The organism is Aquiflexum sp., assembly GCF_041751335.1.
Lineage (GTDB): Bacteria > Bacteroidota > Bacteroidia > Cytophagales > Cyclobacteriaceae > Aquiflexum.
Genome location: NZ_JBGSXS010000101.1, coordinates 1 through 18,473 on the forward strand (window position 1 = coordinate 1; position 18,473 = coordinate 18,473).

Below are 18,473 nucleotides of genomic sequence, written 5' to 3' on the forward strand. Positions count from 1 at the left end.
TAATGGTATTTTACAAATAAGTAAACCGGCCTATATAAAAAAAGATTTCGATGAGTCTTCTTTTAAACTCTATTTTGATAAACTTATTGGTAAAGATAAAGAGGAATTAAAAATGGTTAATGTCCCTTCTTTGTTTCAAATTGAAATAGAACAAAAACTACATAAACCTCTTAAGGAACAGATTGATGTTAACTATACTTTAAAACAAAGCTCTTTGCCATCCCTATTCTTTGATTATCACTTTGATGGATTGGGTTACAATGGAGCTATGTATGGCATTAAAAGTATAGATTTGAATGCTAGCAAACCAATAGCTAATATTCAGTCTGAGATCGCCGAATTCGAGAGTGTAATAGATAGACTTAACAAGTTTGCAAAAAACCGGAACATTAATGGAGATTCCCAATATTTTTTAATCATGGATGCTTATATGGGTAAAAATTTAGCCTATAATGATCTATACAGTATATTGAAGGACATACCCTCATTCAAATTGGTCAGTTCTGAAGATATACCACCTATTGTAAAAGATATCAAGAAAAACAAGGCTAAAAAACTTTCAGACTTATTAGTAGGATGAGAAAAGAATCAGGTTTTATCTTTTGATTTTCCTTTCGACGAATTTGTTTGGTAATAAAAGAATATTTTTGATATCAGATAAAACTTTCCAACTCCACCTCATGCATTTCATCGAAAGTTTGCCAGTTGAGTTCTCGTCCAGCTTTTTTCTTGTTTTTTCCACCCCATTGTTTGAAAAAGAAAGCAACTTTAGCGACTTGGCATTGCTCCTGAATATCCAATACCCAGTCTGGGTTCATGTTTCTAGCCTTGTGGCCGCTCTCCCCTCCTACTATCAACCAATTTATCATGATTTAACCTCTTTTAAGAAATCCAAGAGAATTTTTAATTTGAAGTGTTCGTTTAGATTCAAACAGTAATGAAAAAATATTCATAGATATTAAGATATCTTTTTCGGTTAATGGCCGAAAATTGATTGGGTAATAGTTATTAATAAGCGATGGCTCGGTGGGCCATCGTTTTTTTTATGGATCTATTTTTTCTGGTATTGCAACCTTGGACCATCACAATAATCCCAGGTATTCATAAGCACTTGCTGTTGGGTGATGACCAATACTTCACTACCATCTGAATAACATGTACTTGAGCTCTCCATACCGGCTTGAAATGTCAGCGTAAGAAATCCCCGTGCCATACTTGAATCAAGCGGGTCAGATTCAGTCCATGTGAAGGTTCCTGAAGCCTCAAATTCACCGTCAGTTGAATTTCTCGTTTTTAAAAATGTATTGTTCGAATTGAAAGTATAGATTTCTGACCATTCTATATCCTCCCCCTCCATAACTTCTCCTGTCCAACTGTTAACCGATTTAATTAATTCCCACTGACCCCAAATGGCTGATTCAGGATGGATTTCATCCTCTTTACAGCTGATTAAAAGTAGAGTAAACAATAAAATAGAGGGCAAAATAAATTGTTTCATAGTGTTCCTATTTAAATCCTTTGATCTGTTTATTGTCTGTACGGAATTTTAGATGACTTCGTCTCAAAAAACTCCAAAAACCTATATTCTGCCCAAGTAAACTCCTGTCCCTTCACTATAAAACCCGTATGCCCGCCCCTAGCTGGCATTTCCAGAATTAGATGTGGGTGGTTTCTTGCCAAATCGATGGGATAGCATCTGTCCATCAATAAGGGGTCATTCAGTGCATTAATGATCAGGGTTGGAATCTGAATAGCCTTCATCCAATTGTCAGCACTGACTGAATGATAGAAATCATTCCCGTCTTTGAATCCATGAATTTTGGCTGTAAAATGGGTATCAAATGTATCAAACTCCTTGACCGTCTTCAGTAAATCCAAATCCACCAAACCGGGAAATTGCTGTCCTTTCAGGAACATTTTTGCCTTCAGTTTTCCAAGAAAGCGTTTTTTATAAAAGGTATTTCTCTTTTCTTTAAGCGTAGCAGCAGAATCCGGTAAGTTGCAGGGAGTGGAATAAACCGCTGCTTTTTTGATTTTTGAATTCAGGTCAAGTCCGTTTTCTCCCAAGTATTTCAAGGTTTGCGCACCGCCCATGCTGATGCCTGCCAGGTAATAGGCATCGTAATTTTTAGTTTTCTCCACATGATCAATCACTGTTTTCAAATCATAGCTCGCCCCATGATGGTACATGATGGGTTGAAGGTTCATTTCACCCCCACAGGTACGGTTGTTCCATGCCAATACATCATAGCCGTTTTGATTAAATAGTTTTGCCAAACCTCGGGCATAATGTCTTTCGGAACTGCCTTCCAAGCCGTGGCTGATGATCAGGAGTTTGTCACTCCCCACCTTTGACCAATCCAAATCCAAAAAATCGTAATCAGGTGTATCAATCCGTTCCCGCTGATATTGAACACCCACTACCTTTCTAAATATACTTGGAATAATGGTTTCAAAATGGCCATTAAAGAGCATTCTTGGAGGCGTACCGTAAGTTGATTTTTCTATGATTGGCATAAAAACACTATAATTACTTTTACCGAAAATACAATAATTGCCATAAACCGTGAATAAATCGCTTTCTTTGAAAAAGTAAAATACAAGAAGTTTATGAGAGTTTCCCTGTTTTGCCTTTTTCTTCTGATCATCATATTTCCAATGTCTGGGTTTTCACAATCTGTTGACAACTTTATTGACAAAATCTATCCTGAACTCGATGTACTTTACAAAGAGCTACATCAGAATCCTGAATTGTCACTTCAAGAAAAAGAAACTTCTGCCCGAATAGCCAAAGAGCTGAAATCCATGGGATATCAGGTGACGGAAAATATTGGCGGTTATGGCGTGGTTGGTATACTGGAAAACGGTGCCGGTCCGGTCCTCCTAATACGAACAGATATGGATGCCCTGCCTATGGAAGAAAAAACAGGTCTTCCTTATGCATCCACCAAAAAAGGAATTTCCAATGATGGAAAGGAAACCTTTATCACCCATTCCTGCGGACATGATATTCATATGAGTGTATTTGTGGGAACCGCCAAAATGATGGTGGAATACAAACATGCCTGGAGAGGAACGCTCTTGATGGTTGGTCAGCCTGCTGAAGAAAACGGAATGGGTGCATGGAATATGATGAACGACGGTTTGTACGAACGCTTCGCCCACCCTGATTATGCCATTGCGCTCCATGATGATCCATTTTTGCCGGCAGGAATGTTGGGCTATAAATCAGGCCCATTGATGGCGGGTGTGGATATGATGAATGTAACTGTCTATGGTGAAGGTGCTCATGGTGCTGCTCCGCACAAGGGGATTGATCCGATCGTCTTGAGTGCGCAAATGATACAGGCTTATCAGACCATAGTCAGCAGGAGGATTGCGCCAACTGATCCTGCTGTGATCACTGTTGGGTCAATCCATGGAGGTACTGTTCACAACATCATTCCGGATGAGGTGGTGATGCAATTGACTTTGCGCTCTTATTCTCCTGAAGTGAGGGAAGAAATGGTCAGCAGCATCAAACGCATCAGTGAGCAATATGCCAGGGCAGCAGGATTATCGGAAGACAAAATGCCCACCTATTGGATCCGCCATCCCCATACACCTGCTTTGATCAATGATGATGAACTCACCCGACAGATGGTTGATATCTTTAAAAACAATATAGGATCCGACAAAGTCAAAGAAGTGCAAGCCCAGATGATCGGGGAGGATTTCAGCCGTTTTGGTATGCAGGAAAGGAATATTCCCATTACGATGTTTTACCTAGGAGCTTCAGATCCTGAATTTTTGGAAAAAGCTAAAAAAGAAGGATTGGATATTCCCGGACTCCACTCCCCCTACTTCGCCCCCCTGCCTGAACCTACTATCAAGACAGGAGTAAAAGCAATGAGTTTGTTTGCAATGGATATTTTGAAGAATGTGGAGATGATGAAAAAATAGATATTGGTTGATATTTTTTGAAAAAAAATTGAAATATGGTTGAAATATTGGTTGAGATATAAGTGGATATTATTTGATATTAATTGATATTTTTTGAGACTTACTATAGAAATAGAGTTTCGGAGAGCTGAAGAGATTCGGAATTAAATAGAAATAAAGTTGAAATATGATTGATATAAAGTTGAAATAATTACCATATCCGACGCTTTATTTTGTCAATTCAGTGCTGATTAAGAAAATTTATATCGTCGAAGGCATATTTCAACTATATATCACAAGGTATATATCTATTGAAAAAACATCTCTCAAATAGAGAAGATAATTTAATGACCTTAACTTCACATTGCCTTAACCAAACAAAAAATTGAGGATGATACCTTTGTGGCAGTAAATTTTTCTCATAGGTATTGATGATATATAAAAAGGGCCGTTTTGCGGTCTTTTTTTTTTACCTGTATATCAAGAGCTTGGAATATAATTCTTTAAGTTTATTGGGTGGGGTTTTGAAAAAGAAAAGAGCAAACACAATCAAATTGGCCACTTGCACCCTAAACCAGGAATTGGTTTCATATTTCCGGGCAGAGACAGTTATTTTTTTAGGAATAACATGGAAACTGTACTTTTTTTTCAGTCGCCTTACCAATTCGAAATCTTCCATAATGCAGTAATATTCATCAAAACCTTTTAAATCTTCAAAAACTTCTCTTGTAATAAATAACGTTTGATCTCCACCACCTGACAATAAGCCATTGAATTGAGTAAACCATGAATTTAACTTTAAAAGTCGACTATCGGAATCAAAGGAATAAGCAAAACAACCTGCTGGAACTCCCCTATCCACTGCCTGAACTATGTCCTCATAGAACGAGGAGAGCACCCTGGTATCTGCATGGACAAAATAAAGGATTTCACCAATGGCCTGATGGGAACCTAAATTCATCTGACAAGCTCTTGAACAAATTTCTGATTTGACCACTTTAGCACCCATTTTCAAAGCTGTCTCAAAAGAATCATCTTTACTGCCTCCATCCACGACTATAACTTCTATTTTATCATTCTTATCATGATTGAAAAAAAATGGAAGTAATTCCCTCAGGTTCTCAGACTCATTCAATATCGGTATGATGATACTTAGCTTCACTGGGGATCATTTTCTTTTGACCACATAATTTTTGATCGGACTGTACACCACTACTTTGTCAAGAACTCCATTGACATAGTAGTACTTATTTTTATTGCCATTGACATCAACTTCGTAATAATCTTTTACTTTTTTGATGGGGGAAACCAATCCATATCCCTCCGCCATAAACTCATTGAAGTTAGTAGGTTCTTCAAAGAAAAAAACTGATGAACTGCAGTACAAGGGTTTTCTGATAGGTTTATTGTTATCATATTTGTAATTTTTTGAATCCACTTTATAATGGTCTTTTTCCCATTTGACTAAAGTCCGAAAATCACCTCTATTGGTTTTTGATTGTGAATCTGCAAGGATCAATTGTTTATCCAGAAATTCTGTCTTTACTGTATAGTCAACGTTGATTCTTCCAAAAAACCAAAAACTCACTTCACTTTTGACATCATAAAAAGTTTTTTGTCCTGATTTCTTTTTGACAGCTGTCATTTCACCGATGGAAATACCGGCAACACTGATATCATACTTAACCTCTTCCTGGGCTAGGACTGTAACAGATTGAAAAATAAAAAAAGCAAAGGAAATAAGCGATAACCTCATCTTTTGTTTGTTCATAGGACAACTATCAATTGTTTTCTGAAATCAAAGTTTCAAACTTTAACCAATCTTCCTCGGTATCTATATCGGAAAGAACAGGCAAAAGATAATGAGAAAGATTGTCATTGTTCAATTTTTGTAGAGTTAAGGTCAGTAATTTTTCAGTGCTCCATGGCATTTGCCAAAATAATTGAGGGTAGACTTTGTTCATCCCGATAAGGTAATATCCTCCATCTAGGGCAGGACCTACTACGACCTCATGTTTCTTTAGTGAATCCAGCGAAGTTTTAATAATTTTAGGAGTGATTTCAGGACAATCAGTACCAATTAAAACAGCTTTAGTATAACCCATTCCAAAAATGGTGGCAAAAGCATTTTGCATTCTTTCACCCAAGTAAGCACCTTCCTGAATCATTATTGCGGTGATATGCTTCTGAAAATCCTCTCCTATTTCTTCAAAACCCTCGGAAAAAAACACCCATAAATCGGCATCTTTTATTTCAATAACCTGTCTGTAAGTGAAGGCAATCAAATCCTTATAAATTTCCAACGCCATTTGATTACCAACAGTAGCTGCTAATCTGGTTTTCACTTTTCCGAATATCAGGTTTTTCTGAAAGATGATGATGGCATTTTCTGAATTTTTGCTTTTCATATTTTTAAGCAGTTGCCCCCCCACAGCTTGACCCTGCACCGGCCGTACATCCAAAGCAATGTTGATTGACCATAATATTTCTGTTTTTCAAAACCATTTGATCCCAATCTTTAATATGCTGGCTTTTTGGGGCTTCCACCTTCAGTTCCAACATTTGATTAAAATCACAATCATATAGAAACCCATCCCATCCGACAGAAATGGTTGAACGGCACATCACATTGGCTGCTGCAGTGGGATTGTATGATTCAATCAATTTTTCCATATACCCTTCGTAATTTCCACTTCGGATTAGGTAATCCAAAAACCTGCTGATAGGAATATTTGTAATGGTAAATAAATCATTGAAACTTACCCCGAAGTTGTTACCTAATTTCTTTTTGAACTCCGCTTGAAGTCCTTCCTGACTTCCCGGTAAAAATGCGCCGGAAGGATTATAGACAAGGTTCAATATCAAATTACTTCCTTCAACGCCATAACCAATATCATTTAACATCTTCAAGGCTTTGATAGATTTTTCAAATACACCATCACCTCTCTGTGCATCTGTCTTTGAGGCTGAAAAATATGGAAGCGATGAAACGACTTCTATATGGTTTTCTTTAAAGAATTCAGGCAGGTCATGGAATTTTGGGTTTGCCAAAATAATGGTCAGATTACATCTCACAATGATATTTATATCTATTCCGATTTTCCTTATTTCAGTGACAAACCATCTGAAGTCTGGATTCATTTCAGGTGCCCCTCCAGTGAGGTCCACGGATTTGATGTTGTTTTTTTCGATGACTCTCAGACAATCCTCCATGATTTCCCTGGTCATGATTTCTTTCCTGTCAGGACCGGCATCCACATGGCAATGTTGACAAACCTGATTACACATCTTTCCCATATTGATCTGCAGGGTTTCAATTTGTAAAGGTTTGAGAGGATACAATTTGGATTCGTCTAGTTTCTGGACAAAACTAATCCCAAAATCAGGGGTCTCCAGCAACTCTAGCTCATATTGAGAATTTGATAAAGGGTGATTCTGCGCTTTTAAAGATTTCATTAATTAAATTTCCTATAAGTTTGTGATTGTACCTCCTACCAAATTATTAGTGAAGTGTTAGCGGATTAAAGGTTCAAATAGATAACACTTCTTGTTGCTTACATGGACAATTCTTTGACTTTATTCATCATTTGTGTGCCATGGACTAAAGAAGCGCCTCCTCTGATGGCTGCTGCAACATGAACCGCTTCCATCATCTGTTCTTCATCACAGCCTTTTTCCATGGTATCAACTGTGTACGCATCTATACAATAGGGACATTGGATGGCATGGGCCACTCCCAAGGCAATCAGCGCTTTTTCACGTGCAGTCAATGCGCCCTCTTTGAAAACCTCTCCATAATAGTCAAAGAATTTATCTGCCATAGATTTTTGGAACTCACCTATTTTTCCAAATTTTTTAAGGTCTTCAGGATTGTAATATGTCTTCATATTTTTTATTTGATTTACGATATTGATAAATGTATTGGATTTATATTGAAATGAAAACCAATTAAAGGATGGGTATGTTTTGATTTATTTTTCAAACTACTTCTTGCCAATTTTTAACTCTCGCAATGAAGCTAATTACCCTCATTCATTCCTTTGCCCCAATATCGGTTATCCCTGTCTCTCCGGCATATATCCAGGCAATATCTATTATCAGAAATTAATTACTACAACCATTAATCCAAAAAGAAATCCACATACAAATTATTCATATAATCCTTACTCATATTGAAACTAATTGCCCTCAAAATGTGTAGTTATCCTATATATTTTATAGACTTTTAAACCAAAACAACTATGTCACTAAGATTGGGAGATATTGCTCCAAATTTTGTCGCAGAGACGACAGAAGGAAAAATTGATTTTCACGAGTATTTGGGAGATGGATGGGGAGTCCTTTTTTCACATCCTGCCGATTATACTCCTGTTTGCACCACAGAGCTTGGCGCTGTAGCCAAATTAAAATCTGAGTTCGATAAAAGAAATGTCAAAGTAATGGCATTGAGTGTGGATGGATTGGCAGACCATAGGGAATGGATCAAAGATATCAATGAAACACAGCATACGACTGTTAATTTCCCCCTGATTGCAGATGAGGACAAAAAAGTAGCTGAGCTTTATGATATGATACATCCCAATGCCAGCGAAAAAGCAACCGTAAGGTCAGTTTTCGTCATCGGCAATGACAAAAAAATCAAATTGATCATTACCTATCCTGCGAGTACAGGAAGGAATTTTGTTGAATTGTTACGGGTGATTGATTCTTTGCAATTGACGGCATATCATTCAGTTGCTACCCCTGCCGATTGGAAAAACGGGGATGATGTGGTAATTGTGCCAAGTATCAAAGATGAAGATATCCCGGCAAAATTCCCTAAAGGATATACCAAAATTAAGCCTTACCTCCGGACAACTCCGCAGCCAAATATTTGAAAAATAGAGAAAGCCTTGAAATATTTCAGGGCTTTTCTTTTTTAATAAGAATACCTTTTTTGAAATATTATTACTTAATTGGGTGCCAAAATATATCCACTGTCTCAAAATCACCAAATATGTCAATTTACACCGTAATCAAGGGATCTGGTTCATACCTCCCAGATGTAATTGTAAAAAATCAAGATTTTTTAAACAATAATTTCATCAATGAAAAGGGAGAAAAAATCTCGAAAGAGAATTGTGCGATCATTCAGAAATTCCAGGAAATAACAGAAATAGAGGAAAGAAGATACCTAAAACCTGAATTGAATACTTCCGATATGGCATATTTCGCTGCCAAAGCTGCTATCGAAAATTCTGCGATTGATCCTGAAACTTTAGACTATATCATTGTTGCCCAAAATTTTGGAGAAATATTATACAATAACCGAAAAACAGATATCCTTCCTACCATTGCATCAAGGGTAAAGCATTTGCTAAAAATAGAAAATCCTGACTGTGTGGCTTATGATCTTCCTTTTGGTTGTCCAGGATGGGTACAGGGTGTAATCCATGCAGACTATTTTATCAAATCAGGTGATGCAAAAAGAGCTTTGATTATCGGTGCTGAAACACTGTCACGGATTATAGATCCCCATGATATCGACAGCATGATTTATTCTGATGGTGCTGGGGCAGTTGTATTGGAAGGAGTGGAAAGTGAAGAACCTATTGGGGTCCTTTGTCACAAAACCAGGACCGATACCCTTACTCAAGCCCATCTTTTGAAAATGGATGTTTCCTATAACCCGGATTTTAAGGATGACACTTTATTCCTGAAAATGAATGGTAGGAAACTTTATGAATATGCATTGAATACAGTGCCGGTATTGATGAAGCAGACTATAGAAAAATCAGGTTTGGGCATTAAAGATATCAGTAAAGTTCTCATACATCAGGCCAATGCAAAAATGGATGAAGCAATTCTAATCAGAACACTAAAGCTTTTTGGGGTTACCCAAAAACCTGCAGGAATCATGCCCATGATCATATCCAAAATGGGTAATAATTCCGTGGCCACTGTGCCTATTCTTTATGACATGATTGCCAGAAAAGAGCTCAACGGTTACTATTTCAGTTCTGGTGATAATTTGGTTTTTGCTTCTGTTGGTGCAGGTATGAACGTGAATGCGTTTGTTTATAAGATTCCGGAAAATTAGAAAAGTGGCTCAGCAATCAATATTTGAAATGAGATTTTTTGACCAAATAGGCGGCGATGAAGTATGTGCAGATCCAGTAACAGGGTCATCTGGGACTCCAATTTGAGGACCAAAAAATCTGGACACAAAATCCACCGTTTTTCCAAGCGCAGATACAATCACTCCTCTAGCCTTAATTTTAGAAATAAGATGTAGGTCAAATTGAAGGTTTTTGATTATATCCTCATTTTCAACTGCAGCAAGATTCCCTCGAAATACCTGCGTAACAAAAGCATCAACTTGGTAAATTTTAAGCTTCATCAGATATCATCCACCACATTGGTTCTTTTTCCAAAGAGTGTGTTTTTATCTTTTTTGTTTTCTTCTTTCTTTTCTCTGGCTGGGAAATTAGACTTGGTCTCTGATGGACTCTCTCTCGGCGGTAATGTTGATTTGTGTTTTGCTTCTCTTTTTCTTTCAATTCCAGAAGGCTTTGGACCAGTATTAGATTCTCCAGGCCTTTTCTTCTTGTTTTTGTTAAAAGGCTTTTTCTTATTAAAACTTTTTCTTTCTGGGTTGGAACTACCCCCTTTGTAATCTGGACCTTTTTCAAAACCTTCGGGTAAAGGTAGTTTTTCAACTTCCATCCCAATCATCGATTCAATACGTTCAAATTTATATTTATCCTTGTCACTGATAAAGGTGATGGCTTCACCTTTGCTGTCCGCCCTTGCTGTCCTACCTACACGGTGAACGTAATCTTCCGGATCATTGGGAGTGTCATAATTGATGATCAACTCGATTCCCACTACATCTATTCCTCTGGAAATGATGTCAGTTCCGATAAGGATTTTTAAAGATTTATTCTTAAATCTTGACATGATCTTTTCCCTCTCAACTTGTTCTAAATCAGAGTGAAAAGCCTCTATTTCAAAATCTTTTTTGAGTAATTTATACAGGTTCTTTACTTTTTCTTTTGTTGAGGCAAAAATGATGACAGCTTCATAATCTTTCTTTCCAAGAATATTACGCACCAGCGATTCCTTCTGTCCATCATACACCAAATAGGCACCCTGAGTAACCCCCTCAGCAGTTTTACCTACAGATAGACTGATTTCTTCAGGATTACGGAGAAGCTGTTTGGAAAACTGTCTGATTTTGGGAGGCATGGTGGCAGAAAACAAAACAGTTTGTCTATCTTTTGGAAGGTAGTTGACGATCTTCAGGATATCTTCTGAAAATCCCATATCCAACATCCTATCAGCTTCATCTAAAATGAGGTGTTCTAATTTGTCAAACTGTATTTTTCCTCCTGCCAGCAGCGCAATTAACCTTCCCGGTGTTGCGACGATGATTTCTGCCCCATCTTCCATTGCTCGCTTTTGTTGTTCCCAAGCAATTCCATCGCCTCCCCCATATACAGGGATAGAACTAATACCAACAAAATAGGCAAAGCCTTGGATCTGCTGATCTATCTGAATGGCGAGTTCCCTGGTTGGTGCCAAAATTAAGGTGTTCAAACCGGATTGTCCTTCCTTGGTGATTTTGTTCAATATGGGCAAAATAAAGGCAGCTGTTTTACCTGTACCGGTTTGGGCGCAGGCAATCAAATCTTTACCTTGCTGTATCAAGGGTATTGCAAATTCTTGGATTGGTGTAGGTTTGGTAAAACCCATCGCGTCAAGCCCTTCTACAAGGCTCGACTCAAAATTAAAATCATTAAAATTCAACGTCTTATAATTTAAACATACATAAAGGCCCAAGCGATCAAAACGAACTGAAGGGGCAATCTAAGCAATAGGGCCCATTTTGGTATTCCTTTTGCCCCTTTTTGATACATATAAATATTAGCGGGAAAAACCGCCAATAAAAGTAAAATTATTCCAATGGCTGCAATAGATCTTGTACTTGGAAAGAACAATGCCAATCCTAAAATAATTTCAAAAGCTCCCGCTATCGCATTCAAAACTTTAGGATTGGGAAAGAATGGGGGAATTATCCTTATATACATTCTAGGCTTGACAAAATGCATAATTCCTGCAAAAATGTAAATTCCACCCATTAAATAAAGAAAAAATAACTCCATCCGATTTTTATTCCTGATATTGAGAATCAATAATTATATTACCGATTAAATGTAAGTAAAAGAGATCCATATTTCAAACAAATACTCTTTTTGGACATTTAAAGATTAAAAATAAGGAGGTTTCTTTTGAATAAGTCTGTAATAATTCCTGTTAGATTACTTCTATTGTCCCTAGTGCTGAGTTCTGCTATGGGAATATCAAATGCCCAGCAATACACTATAAAGGGCACCTTAAGAAACGGTGCAAATGATGAATTTATAACAGGTGCTGTGATTACATTAAGGGAAACAGCTTTTTCGGATATTTCCAATAATGTAGGAGCATTTATGATAGAGAATGTGTTTGAAGAAAAATTTATTCTTAACATTCAGATTAATGGGTTCCAATCCTACAAATCCCAAATCACGGTAAATGGAGATCTTAACCTTGGTATCATTACCCTTTTTCCATTTGGATACGAAGATGATTCAGGAGAGGCTCTTCAGAAAACAATCCGGGCCACGAATGTTGCTGAACTTTTTTCCAAAAGACCTAATTTTGAAGGTGGACATGCAGTCTTTGGAATCCCTCCTGACCCAAAACGATTGATTGGAAATTTTTACCTTGACACCAAATGGAATAAAGCCTCTATCCTGCTTTATAAAGATGATGAAATCATAGAAGGCTATTTTGTTAGGTACAATATCAATTCAAATAATTTTGAGTTAAGGGCTGAAGATTCCGATGAAGCAACTGCAATTGCTGGACATAGGGTAAGAAACATCGTATGGGTGGATTCAAAGCACAGGGTACCAAGATATTTTGTCAATGGTATGGACCTGAAAGATGAAGGAGTACCTATTGCAGGTTTTTTTGAGGTTTTAGTGGATGGAAAAATGCCCTTAGTCAGAAGGACTGTCGCATCTATCAAAGAATCCAACTATAATGCCGCGCTAATGGTCGGCAACAGGAATGATGAGATTATCAAGCGATTTGTTTACTACTATATACAGGATAATAACTTATTTGAAATACCAAAGAAAAAGAAAAAGGTCTTTCAGATTTTTGGAGAGAAATCCAAAGAAATGGAGGCTTTTGCAATAGAAAATAATATGAGTTTACGAGAGCCTTCCAATTGGTTCAATCTGATTACCCATTACAATAATAAATTCGAAGGATTCAAACCACTTTTACCTGACTTAATCGACAATTGACCATGATCAGAAAAATAACTTTCATCAATTTGTTTTGCTTGGTTTTGATTGGCTTCTGCCAAGCGCAGACACAAAAACCTCCCCTTCACGGCAAACATTGGATGGCCATCACCGGAAAACCTTTGGGAGCAACAGCCGGGGCTATGATTTTCAATCAGGGAGGAAATGCCGTGGATGCTTCATGCGCTATGTTGGCTGCAGTCTGCACAATGTGGGATGTACTGAGTTGGGGTGGTGAGACACAGGCGTTGATCTATAATCCCAATACAGGCAAAGTAATCGCCATCAATGCCATGGGATTGGCTCCAACAGGTGCCACAGTTGATTTTTTCAAAGAAAAAAATATGCCCTACCCACCTGAATTTGGCCCACTGGCGGCAACCACCCCTGGAACCCCGGGTGGATTGATGACCATGTTGGCAGAATATGGCACGATGAGTTTGGAGGAGGTACTTGCCCCTGCCATGGAAATGGCAAAAGGATATCCTATTGAGGCTCAAACCGCCAATAATATTGAAAACAGAAAAGACCTGATCAAAGAATGGCCCTATTCTAAAAAAGTGTTTTTACCTCACTTGGGTGAAGAAAGAGAGGCCCCATATCCCGGCGAAGTATTCGTACAGGATGACCTATATCAAACCTTAAAAAAAATGGTAGATACCGAAAAACAGGCTTTGGCTCAGGGAAAATCCAGAAAGGAGGCCATTTACGCTGCAAATGAAAGATTTTACAAAGGAGATATTGCGGAGGAAATTGTCAGAGGTACTCGGGAACAAGGAGGCCTTTTCACCATGGAAGACCTTGCCAAATGGAAAGTGAAAATTGAAGAACCGCTAATGGTGAATTATAAGGGAATTGATGTTTACAAGCTTCAGGAGTGGACTCAAGGACCGGCACTACTTCAAAGCCTGAACATTTTAGAAAATTTTGACCTTAAGTCAATGGGCTATAATTCTGCCAATTATATCAACACACTTTATCAAACCTTGAGCCTTGCCTTTTCAGATAGGGACTTTTACTATGGTGACCCTGAATTCCTACCTAAAAGTCCAATGAAAGGTTTATTATCCAAGGATTATGCCAAAGAAAGGGCAAAATTGATCAAGGAAAATAACAATGAAGAAATCGGGCCGGGCGACCCCTACCCATTTCAAGGTGAGAAGAATCCTTTTAGACATTTGCTTGAAAAACGAAAAGAAGCTTTGGTTTATTTCCAACCGGAAATTCCAATCCAAGGTTCTGAAGATCCCTATTTGGATCATTTCTTAAAGGCAGGTACTACCTCAATTCAAGCTGCTGATGCAGAAGGCTGGGTAGTTTCGGTTACACCTTCAGGGGGCTGGATACCAGCAGCGATAGCAGGAAATACAGGTGTAGGGCTAAGCCAAAGGATGCAGAGTTTTGTTTTGGATGAAACCATGAATCCTTTTAATGTCCTTGAGCCAGGCAAAAGGCCAAGAGTAACACTTACACCTAGCATGGCCTTAAAAGATGGAAAGCCATTTCTCTCATTTGCGGTACAAGGTGCCGATACCCAAGACCAAAACTTACTTCAGATGTTTTTGAATATAGTTGAATTTGGGATGACCGTACAGGAAGCAGCAGAAGCAGCCAATATCACAAGTTATCAAATGCAGTCATCCTTCGGTGCGCACGAAATTAAACCCGGCGGATTGACCCTAAACAGTCAGGTCCCATCATATGTCCGAAATGACCTAAAAAAGAGAGGTTATATTATGGACTTTCAAGATCGCACCTCAGGTCCACTGAATGCCATCTGGTTTGACTGGAAACACAGCACGTTTTGGGGTGGCTCAAGCAATAATGGGGAGGATCATGGGATTGCATGGTAAGCATTGAGGATTGTAAATGTTTTAGTGTTTTGCTACCGAATTATTGAGGAGTCAGGGTGTCAAGTTGGAATATCTTTTCACCATATTGAGTGAAATTATGTCTTCCCGGCAGACAGTTTCCCCAAATTATCTTACCAATTCAGATCAAATTTGACTTCCGTATTCCCCGTCTAATATAGACTGGCAAACTTCATCAATCCCTTATCTCTCTCATTTCCACTTTAACAGCCTGGTTTTTAGGAATAATATTTCCTCCAATATGTTCGGCAATGTAATAGGTAATCTGGGCACCAAATAAAAATATCACTACTGAATAATATACCCATATCAGTAAAATGACCAAAGAACCAGCAGCGCCATAGGAAGAACCCAAATCACTGTTTCCCATATAAATTCCAATAAGGTACTTTCCAATACCAAAAAGCAACATAGTGACAAATGCACCTATCCAAGTATCCTTCCACCTAACCTTTGCATCAGGAAGTATCTTGTACATCAATGCAAATACTACTACCACAATTACCTGACTGAGTACAAAATGTGCAATGGTGGCCATATTAATGGGCAAATCAACCACATATTCAGTAAAATAATTATTGATAATAACCAAAACAGCATCCAAGACCAGCGAAACCAGAAGTATAAAGCCTATAGACGCCACTAAAGAAAAGCTTAACAAACGATTGATGATAAACTTAATTATCCCTTTTTCTGGTCTTGGTTTGATATGCCAAATATGGTTGATGGCATTTTGTAGGCTTACAAAAACTGTGGTGGCACTGAAAGCAAGTATCAAAAAGGCAACAAAATTGGGTATAACACCATCGGCTTCCATATCAAAATTATTCAGAATATTTTCCAATGTCTCCCTGCTTTCCACCCCCGCCAATTCTTCTACCTGTTGAAGCATTTCATGCTTGATTTCCGTTTCAGAATATATGGTAGTTCCAATATTAAGAATTATGATCAGCAATGCCGGCAAACTGAATATCGTATAGAAAGCCGTTCCCGCAGCAAGTCCCATGGATTCCCCTGAAAAAAAATCCTTGACACTGTCTTTGATTATTTGAAATAATGTTAATTTTTTAAATTTTTTAAGCATTAGCTATTATCATTTTCCCATAGATCCTGTTGAGCATAAGGACTCTTTGAACCAGTAAAAAAAGATCCATCAATAAACCGATATCTTAAATCAATTTTACTTAATTTTTCTACATCCTCTTTATCAAACTGAATTTCTACGGAGGCCAGATTTTGTTTAATTCTTCCCTCATTCACCGATTTAGGAATAACAACTATGCCCCTATGGATCGAATAAGCAATCAAAATCTGTGCTGCACTGACTTGATATTTATCAGCTAATTCCATTACAACCTGGTTTTCAAATAAACTTGGTTCATCTGACTTTTTGATGGATGCAGACCGATCACCGGAGCCAAGGGGAGAATATGCTGTCATGTGGATTCCCTTGGATTGACAATATTCAACCAATTTATGCTGTGGATTGAAAGGATGCATCTCTACCTGATTCATTTCAGGCATTTGTTTTCCACTTTTTATTATTTCTTCCAATTTGGCAATATTGAAATTGGATACACCAATATGTTTTGTAAATCCTTTGCTTTTACAATCTTCCATACCTTCCCAAGTTTGGGATAATGGAACGTCATTATAAGTAAAAAACTCTTCTCTGTTTTGGGCAAAGCCAACACCTTTTTTGAAACTTACCGGCCAATGAACCAAGTAAAGATCCAAGTATTCCAATTTAAGATCCTTGAGTGTTTTTTTCAGTGCAGGTTGAACGTCCTCCAAGCGGTGGTTACTGTTCCAAAGTTTGGAGGTAATAAACATTTCCTCTCTTGTAACCAGTCCATTTTTAAAAGCAAATTGAAGGGCATTACCTACTTCCTTTTCATTGTCGTAAATAGCTGCACAATCTATATGGCGGTAACCGGATTCTATGGCCCAAAGGATAGCTTGGTAAACTTCTCCCGGTTTGGATTTCCATGTTCCTAAGCCAATTATTGGCATTGAATCACCATTACTGAATTTAATAGATTTCATGTGGTAGTTTTTTTGGTTTTTGTTTTACGAAGTTATCCCGATAATACTTAATTCGGAACGAAAGGACTAATTTTTAAATCCCTCAAAATGAATTAATGAACGCAAGGATATCTTGCAGTACAGTTAGATAAAATGTCTCCTCAATATCCCCATATTCAGAAACTGCGCCAGTCTCTGCTTTTTGAAAAAGATGGTTGAGTTCAGGATAAACCTGTAATTGTAATAATGCAGATTTGCTTTGGAAGAGTTCTACTAACCTGTTTCCATTCTGAGCCGCATTTACCTGAAGATCTTTACCACCAAAAGCTGCAAATGTTGGTACAGTGATTTTTGATATATATTCTTCTGGATTGGTTTTAATAAAATTATAAAACCAAGGATTAATGCTCTTTTCAAAAGTAGAACCCAAAGAACTGGCTTGTTGTTCCAAAATTTCTTTTTCAAGACCATAACCACTCATTATTTCATCTACTAACTCAGGGATTTTGGACAATGCCTCATCACTGTTTTTACTGTGAGTTATCAGATTATAAAACTTTCTGTTAATCGAGACTTGCTGATTTACTAATTCTTGTGGAGAACCGGAAGATCTTGAAATGTCTTCAGTTTGCTTGAGCATCAAATCTGGAATTGGAACAACAGGTGGTGCCAAAGCCACCAGAAAATCCACTTTATTTTTTTCTGCCCCTATCAGCCATGCGATTAGACCTCCCTCACTATGTCCGATCAATCCTACTTTTTGCTTATCAACAAATGATTGGCTCCTTAAATATTCCAAAGCAGAAATGGCATCATCTTTAAAGTCAAAAGAACTTGCTGAGGAAAATTGGCCTTCAGACTCACCCACTCCCCTTTCATCATATCTTAAAACAACGATTCCTTGATTAGTCAGGTAATCAGCGATGACTAAAAAAGGCTTGTGCCCAAAAATTTCCGAGTTTCTGTCCTGTGGCCCTGAACCGCTGACCAAAACAACAGCTGGAAAAGGACCTTCTCCAATGGGTTTGGTGATTGTTCCTTTCAATTGGATTCTTTCAATTTCATTTTTAAATGCAATAGAAATCTCTGAATATTCAAAAGGAGATTCAGGATGCTGTGGTCTATTGACCTGTTTGTTTTCGGTTTCCTGATTAAGGTCTTTGGTAAGGTCAAGAGGAAAAGACATTCCTTTTTGCTTGAAAGTACCCTTTATGCTTTCTTCCACTATTAATCCTTCATAACTAATATCCCCTGCTGCAAATTCAAAATTGAGCATCAGCCCATTGAACAAAACCTTACTTAAGGGAATTCCTTTTGC

The 18,473-nt window shown here is 37.8% G+C and carries 20 protein-coding genes; 6 read left to right on the forward strand and 14 right to left on the reverse strand.

What is annotated here, in order from left to right; all coding sequences use genetic code 11:
- Nucleotides 1-580, forward strand: a 580-nt coding sequence (locus ACEW8U_RS05865) for a hypothetical protein (protein WP_373521106.1), incomplete at its 5' end; no start/stop codon positions are given.
- A 73-nt stretch (nt 581-653) separates the two neighbouring features.
- Here ACEW8U_RS05865 and ACEW8U_RS05870 read toward each other — a convergent pair.
- From ACEW8U_RS05870 to ACEW8U_RS05880, 3 genes are all read right to left on the reverse strand, one after another.
- Nucleotides 654-869: a DUF5131 family protein gene (locus ACEW8U_RS05870; protein WP_373521107.1), complete on the reverse strand. Its 216-nt coding sequence runs from the start codon at nt 867-869 to the stop codon at nt 654-656.
- Between the two features lie 182 nt (nt 870-1,051).
- The gene (locus tag ACEW8U_RS05875) at nt 1,052-1,498 is read right to left on the reverse strand and encodes a hypothetical protein (RefSeq protein ID WP_373521108.1); all 447 of its coding nucleotides are present in this window, start codon (nt 1,496-1,498) and stop codon (nt 1,052-1,054) included.
- A 29-nt stretch (nt 1,499-1,527) separates the two neighbouring features.
- Entirely contained in the window at nt 1,528-2,517 is a 990-nt protein-coding gene (locus ACEW8U_RS05880) for a YheT family hydrolase (RefSeq protein WP_373521109.1), read from the reverse strand.
- A gap of 93 nt (nt 2,518-2,610) precedes the next feature.
- Between ACEW8U_RS05880 and ACEW8U_RS05885 the strand changes: the two genes are divergently transcribed.
- The gene (locus tag ACEW8U_RS05885) at nt 2,611-3,942 is read left to right on the forward strand and encodes an amidohydrolase (protein WP_373521110.1); all 1,332 of its coding nucleotides are present in this window, start codon (nt 2,611-2,613) and stop codon (nt 3,940-3,942) included.
- Nucleotides 3,943-4,390: 448 nt separating this feature from the next.
- On the opposite strand, the gene ACEW8U_RS05890 is transcribed toward ACEW8U_RS05885, so the two are convergent.
- The 5 genes from ACEW8U_RS05890 to ACEW8U_RS05910 form a co-directional block, all read right to left on the reverse strand.
- Nucleotides 4,391-5,083, reverse strand: a complete 693-nt coding sequence (locus ACEW8U_RS05890; protein WP_373521111.1) for a TIGR04283 family arsenosugar biosynthesis glycosyltransferase — start codon at nt 5,081-5,083, stop codon at nt 4,391-4,393.
- A 6-nt stretch (nt 5,084-5,089) separates the two neighbouring features.
- Nucleotides 5,090-5,692 (reverse strand): DUF6134 family protein, encoded by a 603-nt coding sequence (locus tag ACEW8U_RS05895; RefSeq protein WP_373521112.1) that lies wholly within the window; start codon nt 5,690-5,692, stop codon nt 5,090-5,092.
- Between the two features lie 10 nt (nt 5,693-5,702).
- Nucleotides 5,703-6,329: a TIGR04282 family arsenosugar biosynthesis glycosyltransferase gene (locus ACEW8U_RS05900; protein WP_373521113.1), complete on the reverse strand. Its 627-nt coding sequence runs from the start codon at nt 6,327-6,329 to the stop codon at nt 5,703-5,705.
- Between the two features lie 4 nt (nt 6,330-6,333).
- On the reverse strand, nt 6,334-7,377 hold the full coding sequence (arsS, locus tag ACEW8U_RS05905; protein ID WP_373521114.1) for an arsenosugar biosynthesis radical SAM (seleno)protein ArsS: 1,044 nt from the start codon (nt 7,375-7,377) through the stop codon (nt 6,334-6,336).
- 98 nt (nt 7,378-7,475) lie between these two features.
- A complete protein-coding gene (locus ACEW8U_RS05910) occupies nt 7,476-7,808 on the reverse strand; it encodes an arsenosugar biosynthesis-associated peroxidase-like protein (protein ID WP_373521115.1) in 333 nt (110 codons plus the stop codon).
- 354 nt (nt 7,809-8,162) lie between these two features.
- Here ACEW8U_RS05910 and ACEW8U_RS05915 point away from each other — a divergent pair, with 354 nt between their 5' ends.
- Nucleotides 8,163-8,798, forward strand: a complete 636-nt coding sequence (locus ACEW8U_RS05915; RefSeq protein WP_373521116.1) for a peroxiredoxin — start codon at nt 8,163-8,165, stop codon at nt 8,796-8,798.
- 119 nt (nt 8,799-8,917) lie between these two features.
- Nucleotides 8,918-10,000, forward strand: a complete 1,083-nt coding sequence (locus ACEW8U_RS05920; protein WP_373521117.1) for a 3-oxoacyl-ACP synthase III family protein — start codon at nt 8,918-8,920, stop codon at nt 9,998-10,000.
- A 9-nt stretch (nt 10,001-10,009) separates the two neighbouring features.
- On the opposite strand, the gene ACEW8U_RS05925 is transcribed toward ACEW8U_RS05920, so the two are convergent.
- Genes ACEW8U_RS05925 through ACEW8U_RS05935 form a run of 3 tightly spaced genes read right to left on the reverse strand, consistent with a single transcriptional unit; the run spans nt 10,010 to nt 12,065 of the window.
- Nucleotides 10,010-10,300: a PhzF family phenazine biosynthesis protein gene (locus tag ACEW8U_RS05925; protein ID WP_373521118.1), complete on the reverse strand. Its 291-nt coding sequence runs from the start codon at nt 10,298-10,300 to the stop codon at nt 10,010-10,012.
- Nucleotides 10,300-11,709, reverse strand: a complete 1,410-nt coding sequence (locus ACEW8U_RS05930) for a DEAD/DEAH box helicase (protein WP_373521119.1) — start codon at nt 11,707-11,709, stop codon at nt 10,300-10,302. The genes ACEW8U_RS05925 and ACEW8U_RS05930 overlap by 1 nt, the downstream gene beginning before the upstream one ends.
- An 11-nt stretch (nt 11,710-11,720) precedes the next feature.
- Nucleotides 11,721-12,065 (reverse strand): DoxX family protein, encoded by a 345-nt coding sequence (locus ACEW8U_RS05935; RefSeq protein ID WP_373521120.1) that lies wholly within the window; start codon nt 12,063-12,065, stop codon nt 11,721-11,723.
- Nucleotides 12,066-12,191: 126 nt separating this feature from the next.
- Between ACEW8U_RS05935 and ACEW8U_RS05940 the strand changes: the two genes are divergently transcribed.
- Together ACEW8U_RS05940 and ACEW8U_RS05945 are read left to right on the forward strand one after the other, a co-directional pair.
- Nucleotides 12,192-13,259: a carboxypeptidase-like regulatory domain-containing protein gene (locus ACEW8U_RS05940; protein WP_373521121.1), complete on the forward strand. Its 1,068-nt coding sequence runs from the start codon at nt 12,192-12,194 to the stop codon at nt 13,257-13,259.
- A gap of 101 nt (nt 13,260-13,360) precedes the next feature.
- Nucleotides 13,361-15,112 (forward strand): gamma-glutamyltransferase family protein, encoded by a 1,752-nt coding sequence (locus ACEW8U_RS05945; RefSeq protein ID WP_373521125.1) that lies wholly within the window; start codon nt 13,361-13,363, stop codon nt 15,110-15,112.
- 193 nt (nt 15,113-15,305) lie between these two features.
- Here the strand turns inward: ACEW8U_RS05945 and ACEW8U_RS05950 are convergent, their stop codons facing one another.
- The 3 genes from ACEW8U_RS05950 to ACEW8U_RS05960 form a co-directional block, all read right to left on the reverse strand.
- Entirely contained in the window at nt 15,306-16,214 is a 909-nt protein-coding gene (locus ACEW8U_RS05950) for a YihY/virulence factor BrkB family protein (protein WP_373521122.1), read from the reverse strand.
- The gene (locus ACEW8U_RS05955) at nt 16,214-17,176 is read right to left on the reverse strand and encodes an aldo/keto reductase (RefSeq protein WP_373521123.1); all 963 of its coding nucleotides are present in this window, start codon (nt 17,174-17,176) and stop codon (nt 16,214-16,216) included. The genes ACEW8U_RS05950 and ACEW8U_RS05955 overlap by 1 nt, the downstream gene beginning before the upstream one ends.
- 82 nt (nt 17,177-17,258) lie before the next feature.
- On the reverse strand, nt 17,259-18,473 hold a 1,215-nt coding region (locus ACEW8U_RS05960; RefSeq protein WP_373521124.1), incomplete at its 5' end, for an alpha/beta hydrolase family protein.

Excerpts from the sequence above, each read along its gene's own strand:
- ACEW8U_RS05870 (WP_373521107.1), bottom strand. The coding sequence starts at position 869 with ATGATAAATTGGTTGATAGTAGGAGGGGAGAGCGGCCACAAGGCTAGA.
- ACEW8U_RS05875 (WP_373521108.1), bottom strand. The coding sequence starts at position 1,498 with ATGAAACAATTTATTTTGCCCTCTATTTTATTGTTTACTCTACTTTTA.
- ACEW8U_RS05880 (WP_373521109.1), bottom strand. The coding sequence starts at position 2,517 with ATGCCAATCATAGAAAAATCAACTTACGGTACGCCTCCAAGAATGCTC.
- ACEW8U_RS05885 (WP_373521110.1), top strand. The coding sequence starts at position 2,611 with ATGAGAGTTTCCCTGTTTTGCCTTTTTCTTCTGATCATCATATTTCCA.
- ACEW8U_RS05895 (WP_373521112.1), bottom strand. The coding sequence starts at position 5,692 with ATGAACAAACAAAAGATGAGGTTATCGCTTATTTCCTTTGCTTTTTTT.
- ACEW8U_RS05900 (WP_373521113.1), bottom strand. The coding sequence starts at position 6,329 with ATGAAAAGCAAAAATTCAGAAAATGCCATCATCATCTTTCAGAAAAAC.
- arsS (WP_373521114.1), bottom strand. The coding sequence starts at position 7,377 with ATGAAATCTTTAAAAGCGCAGAATCACCCTTTATCAAATTCTCAATAT.
- ACEW8U_RS05910 (WP_373521115.1), bottom strand. The coding sequence starts at position 7,808 with ATGAAGACATATTACAATCCTGAAGACCTTAAAAAATTTGGAAAAATA.
- ACEW8U_RS05915 (WP_373521116.1), top strand. The coding sequence starts at position 8,163 with ATGTCACTAAGATTGGGAGATATTGCTCCAAATTTTGTCGCAGAGACG.
- ACEW8U_RS05920 (WP_373521117.1), top strand. The coding sequence starts at position 8,918 with ATGTCAATTTACACCGTAATCAAGGGATCTGGTTCATACCTCCCAGAT.
- ACEW8U_RS05925 (WP_373521118.1), bottom strand. The coding sequence starts at position 10,300 with ATGAAGCTTAAAATTTACCAAGTTGATGCTTTTGTTACGCAGGTATTT.
- ACEW8U_RS05935 (WP_373521120.1), bottom strand. The coding sequence starts at position 12,065 with ATGGAGTTATTTTTTCTTTATTTAATGGGTGGAATTTACATTTTTGCA.
- ACEW8U_RS05945 (WP_373521125.1), top strand. The coding sequence starts at position 13,361 with ATGGCCATCACCGGAAAACCTTTGGGAGCAACAGCCGGGGCTATGATT.
- ACEW8U_RS05950 (WP_373521122.1), bottom strand. The coding sequence starts at position 16,214 with ATGCTTAAAAAATTTAAAAAATTAACATTATTTCAAATAATCAAAGAC.
- ACEW8U_RS05955 (WP_373521123.1), bottom strand. The coding sequence starts at position 17,176 with ATGAAATCTATTAAATTCAGTAATGGTGATTCAATGCCAATAATTGGC.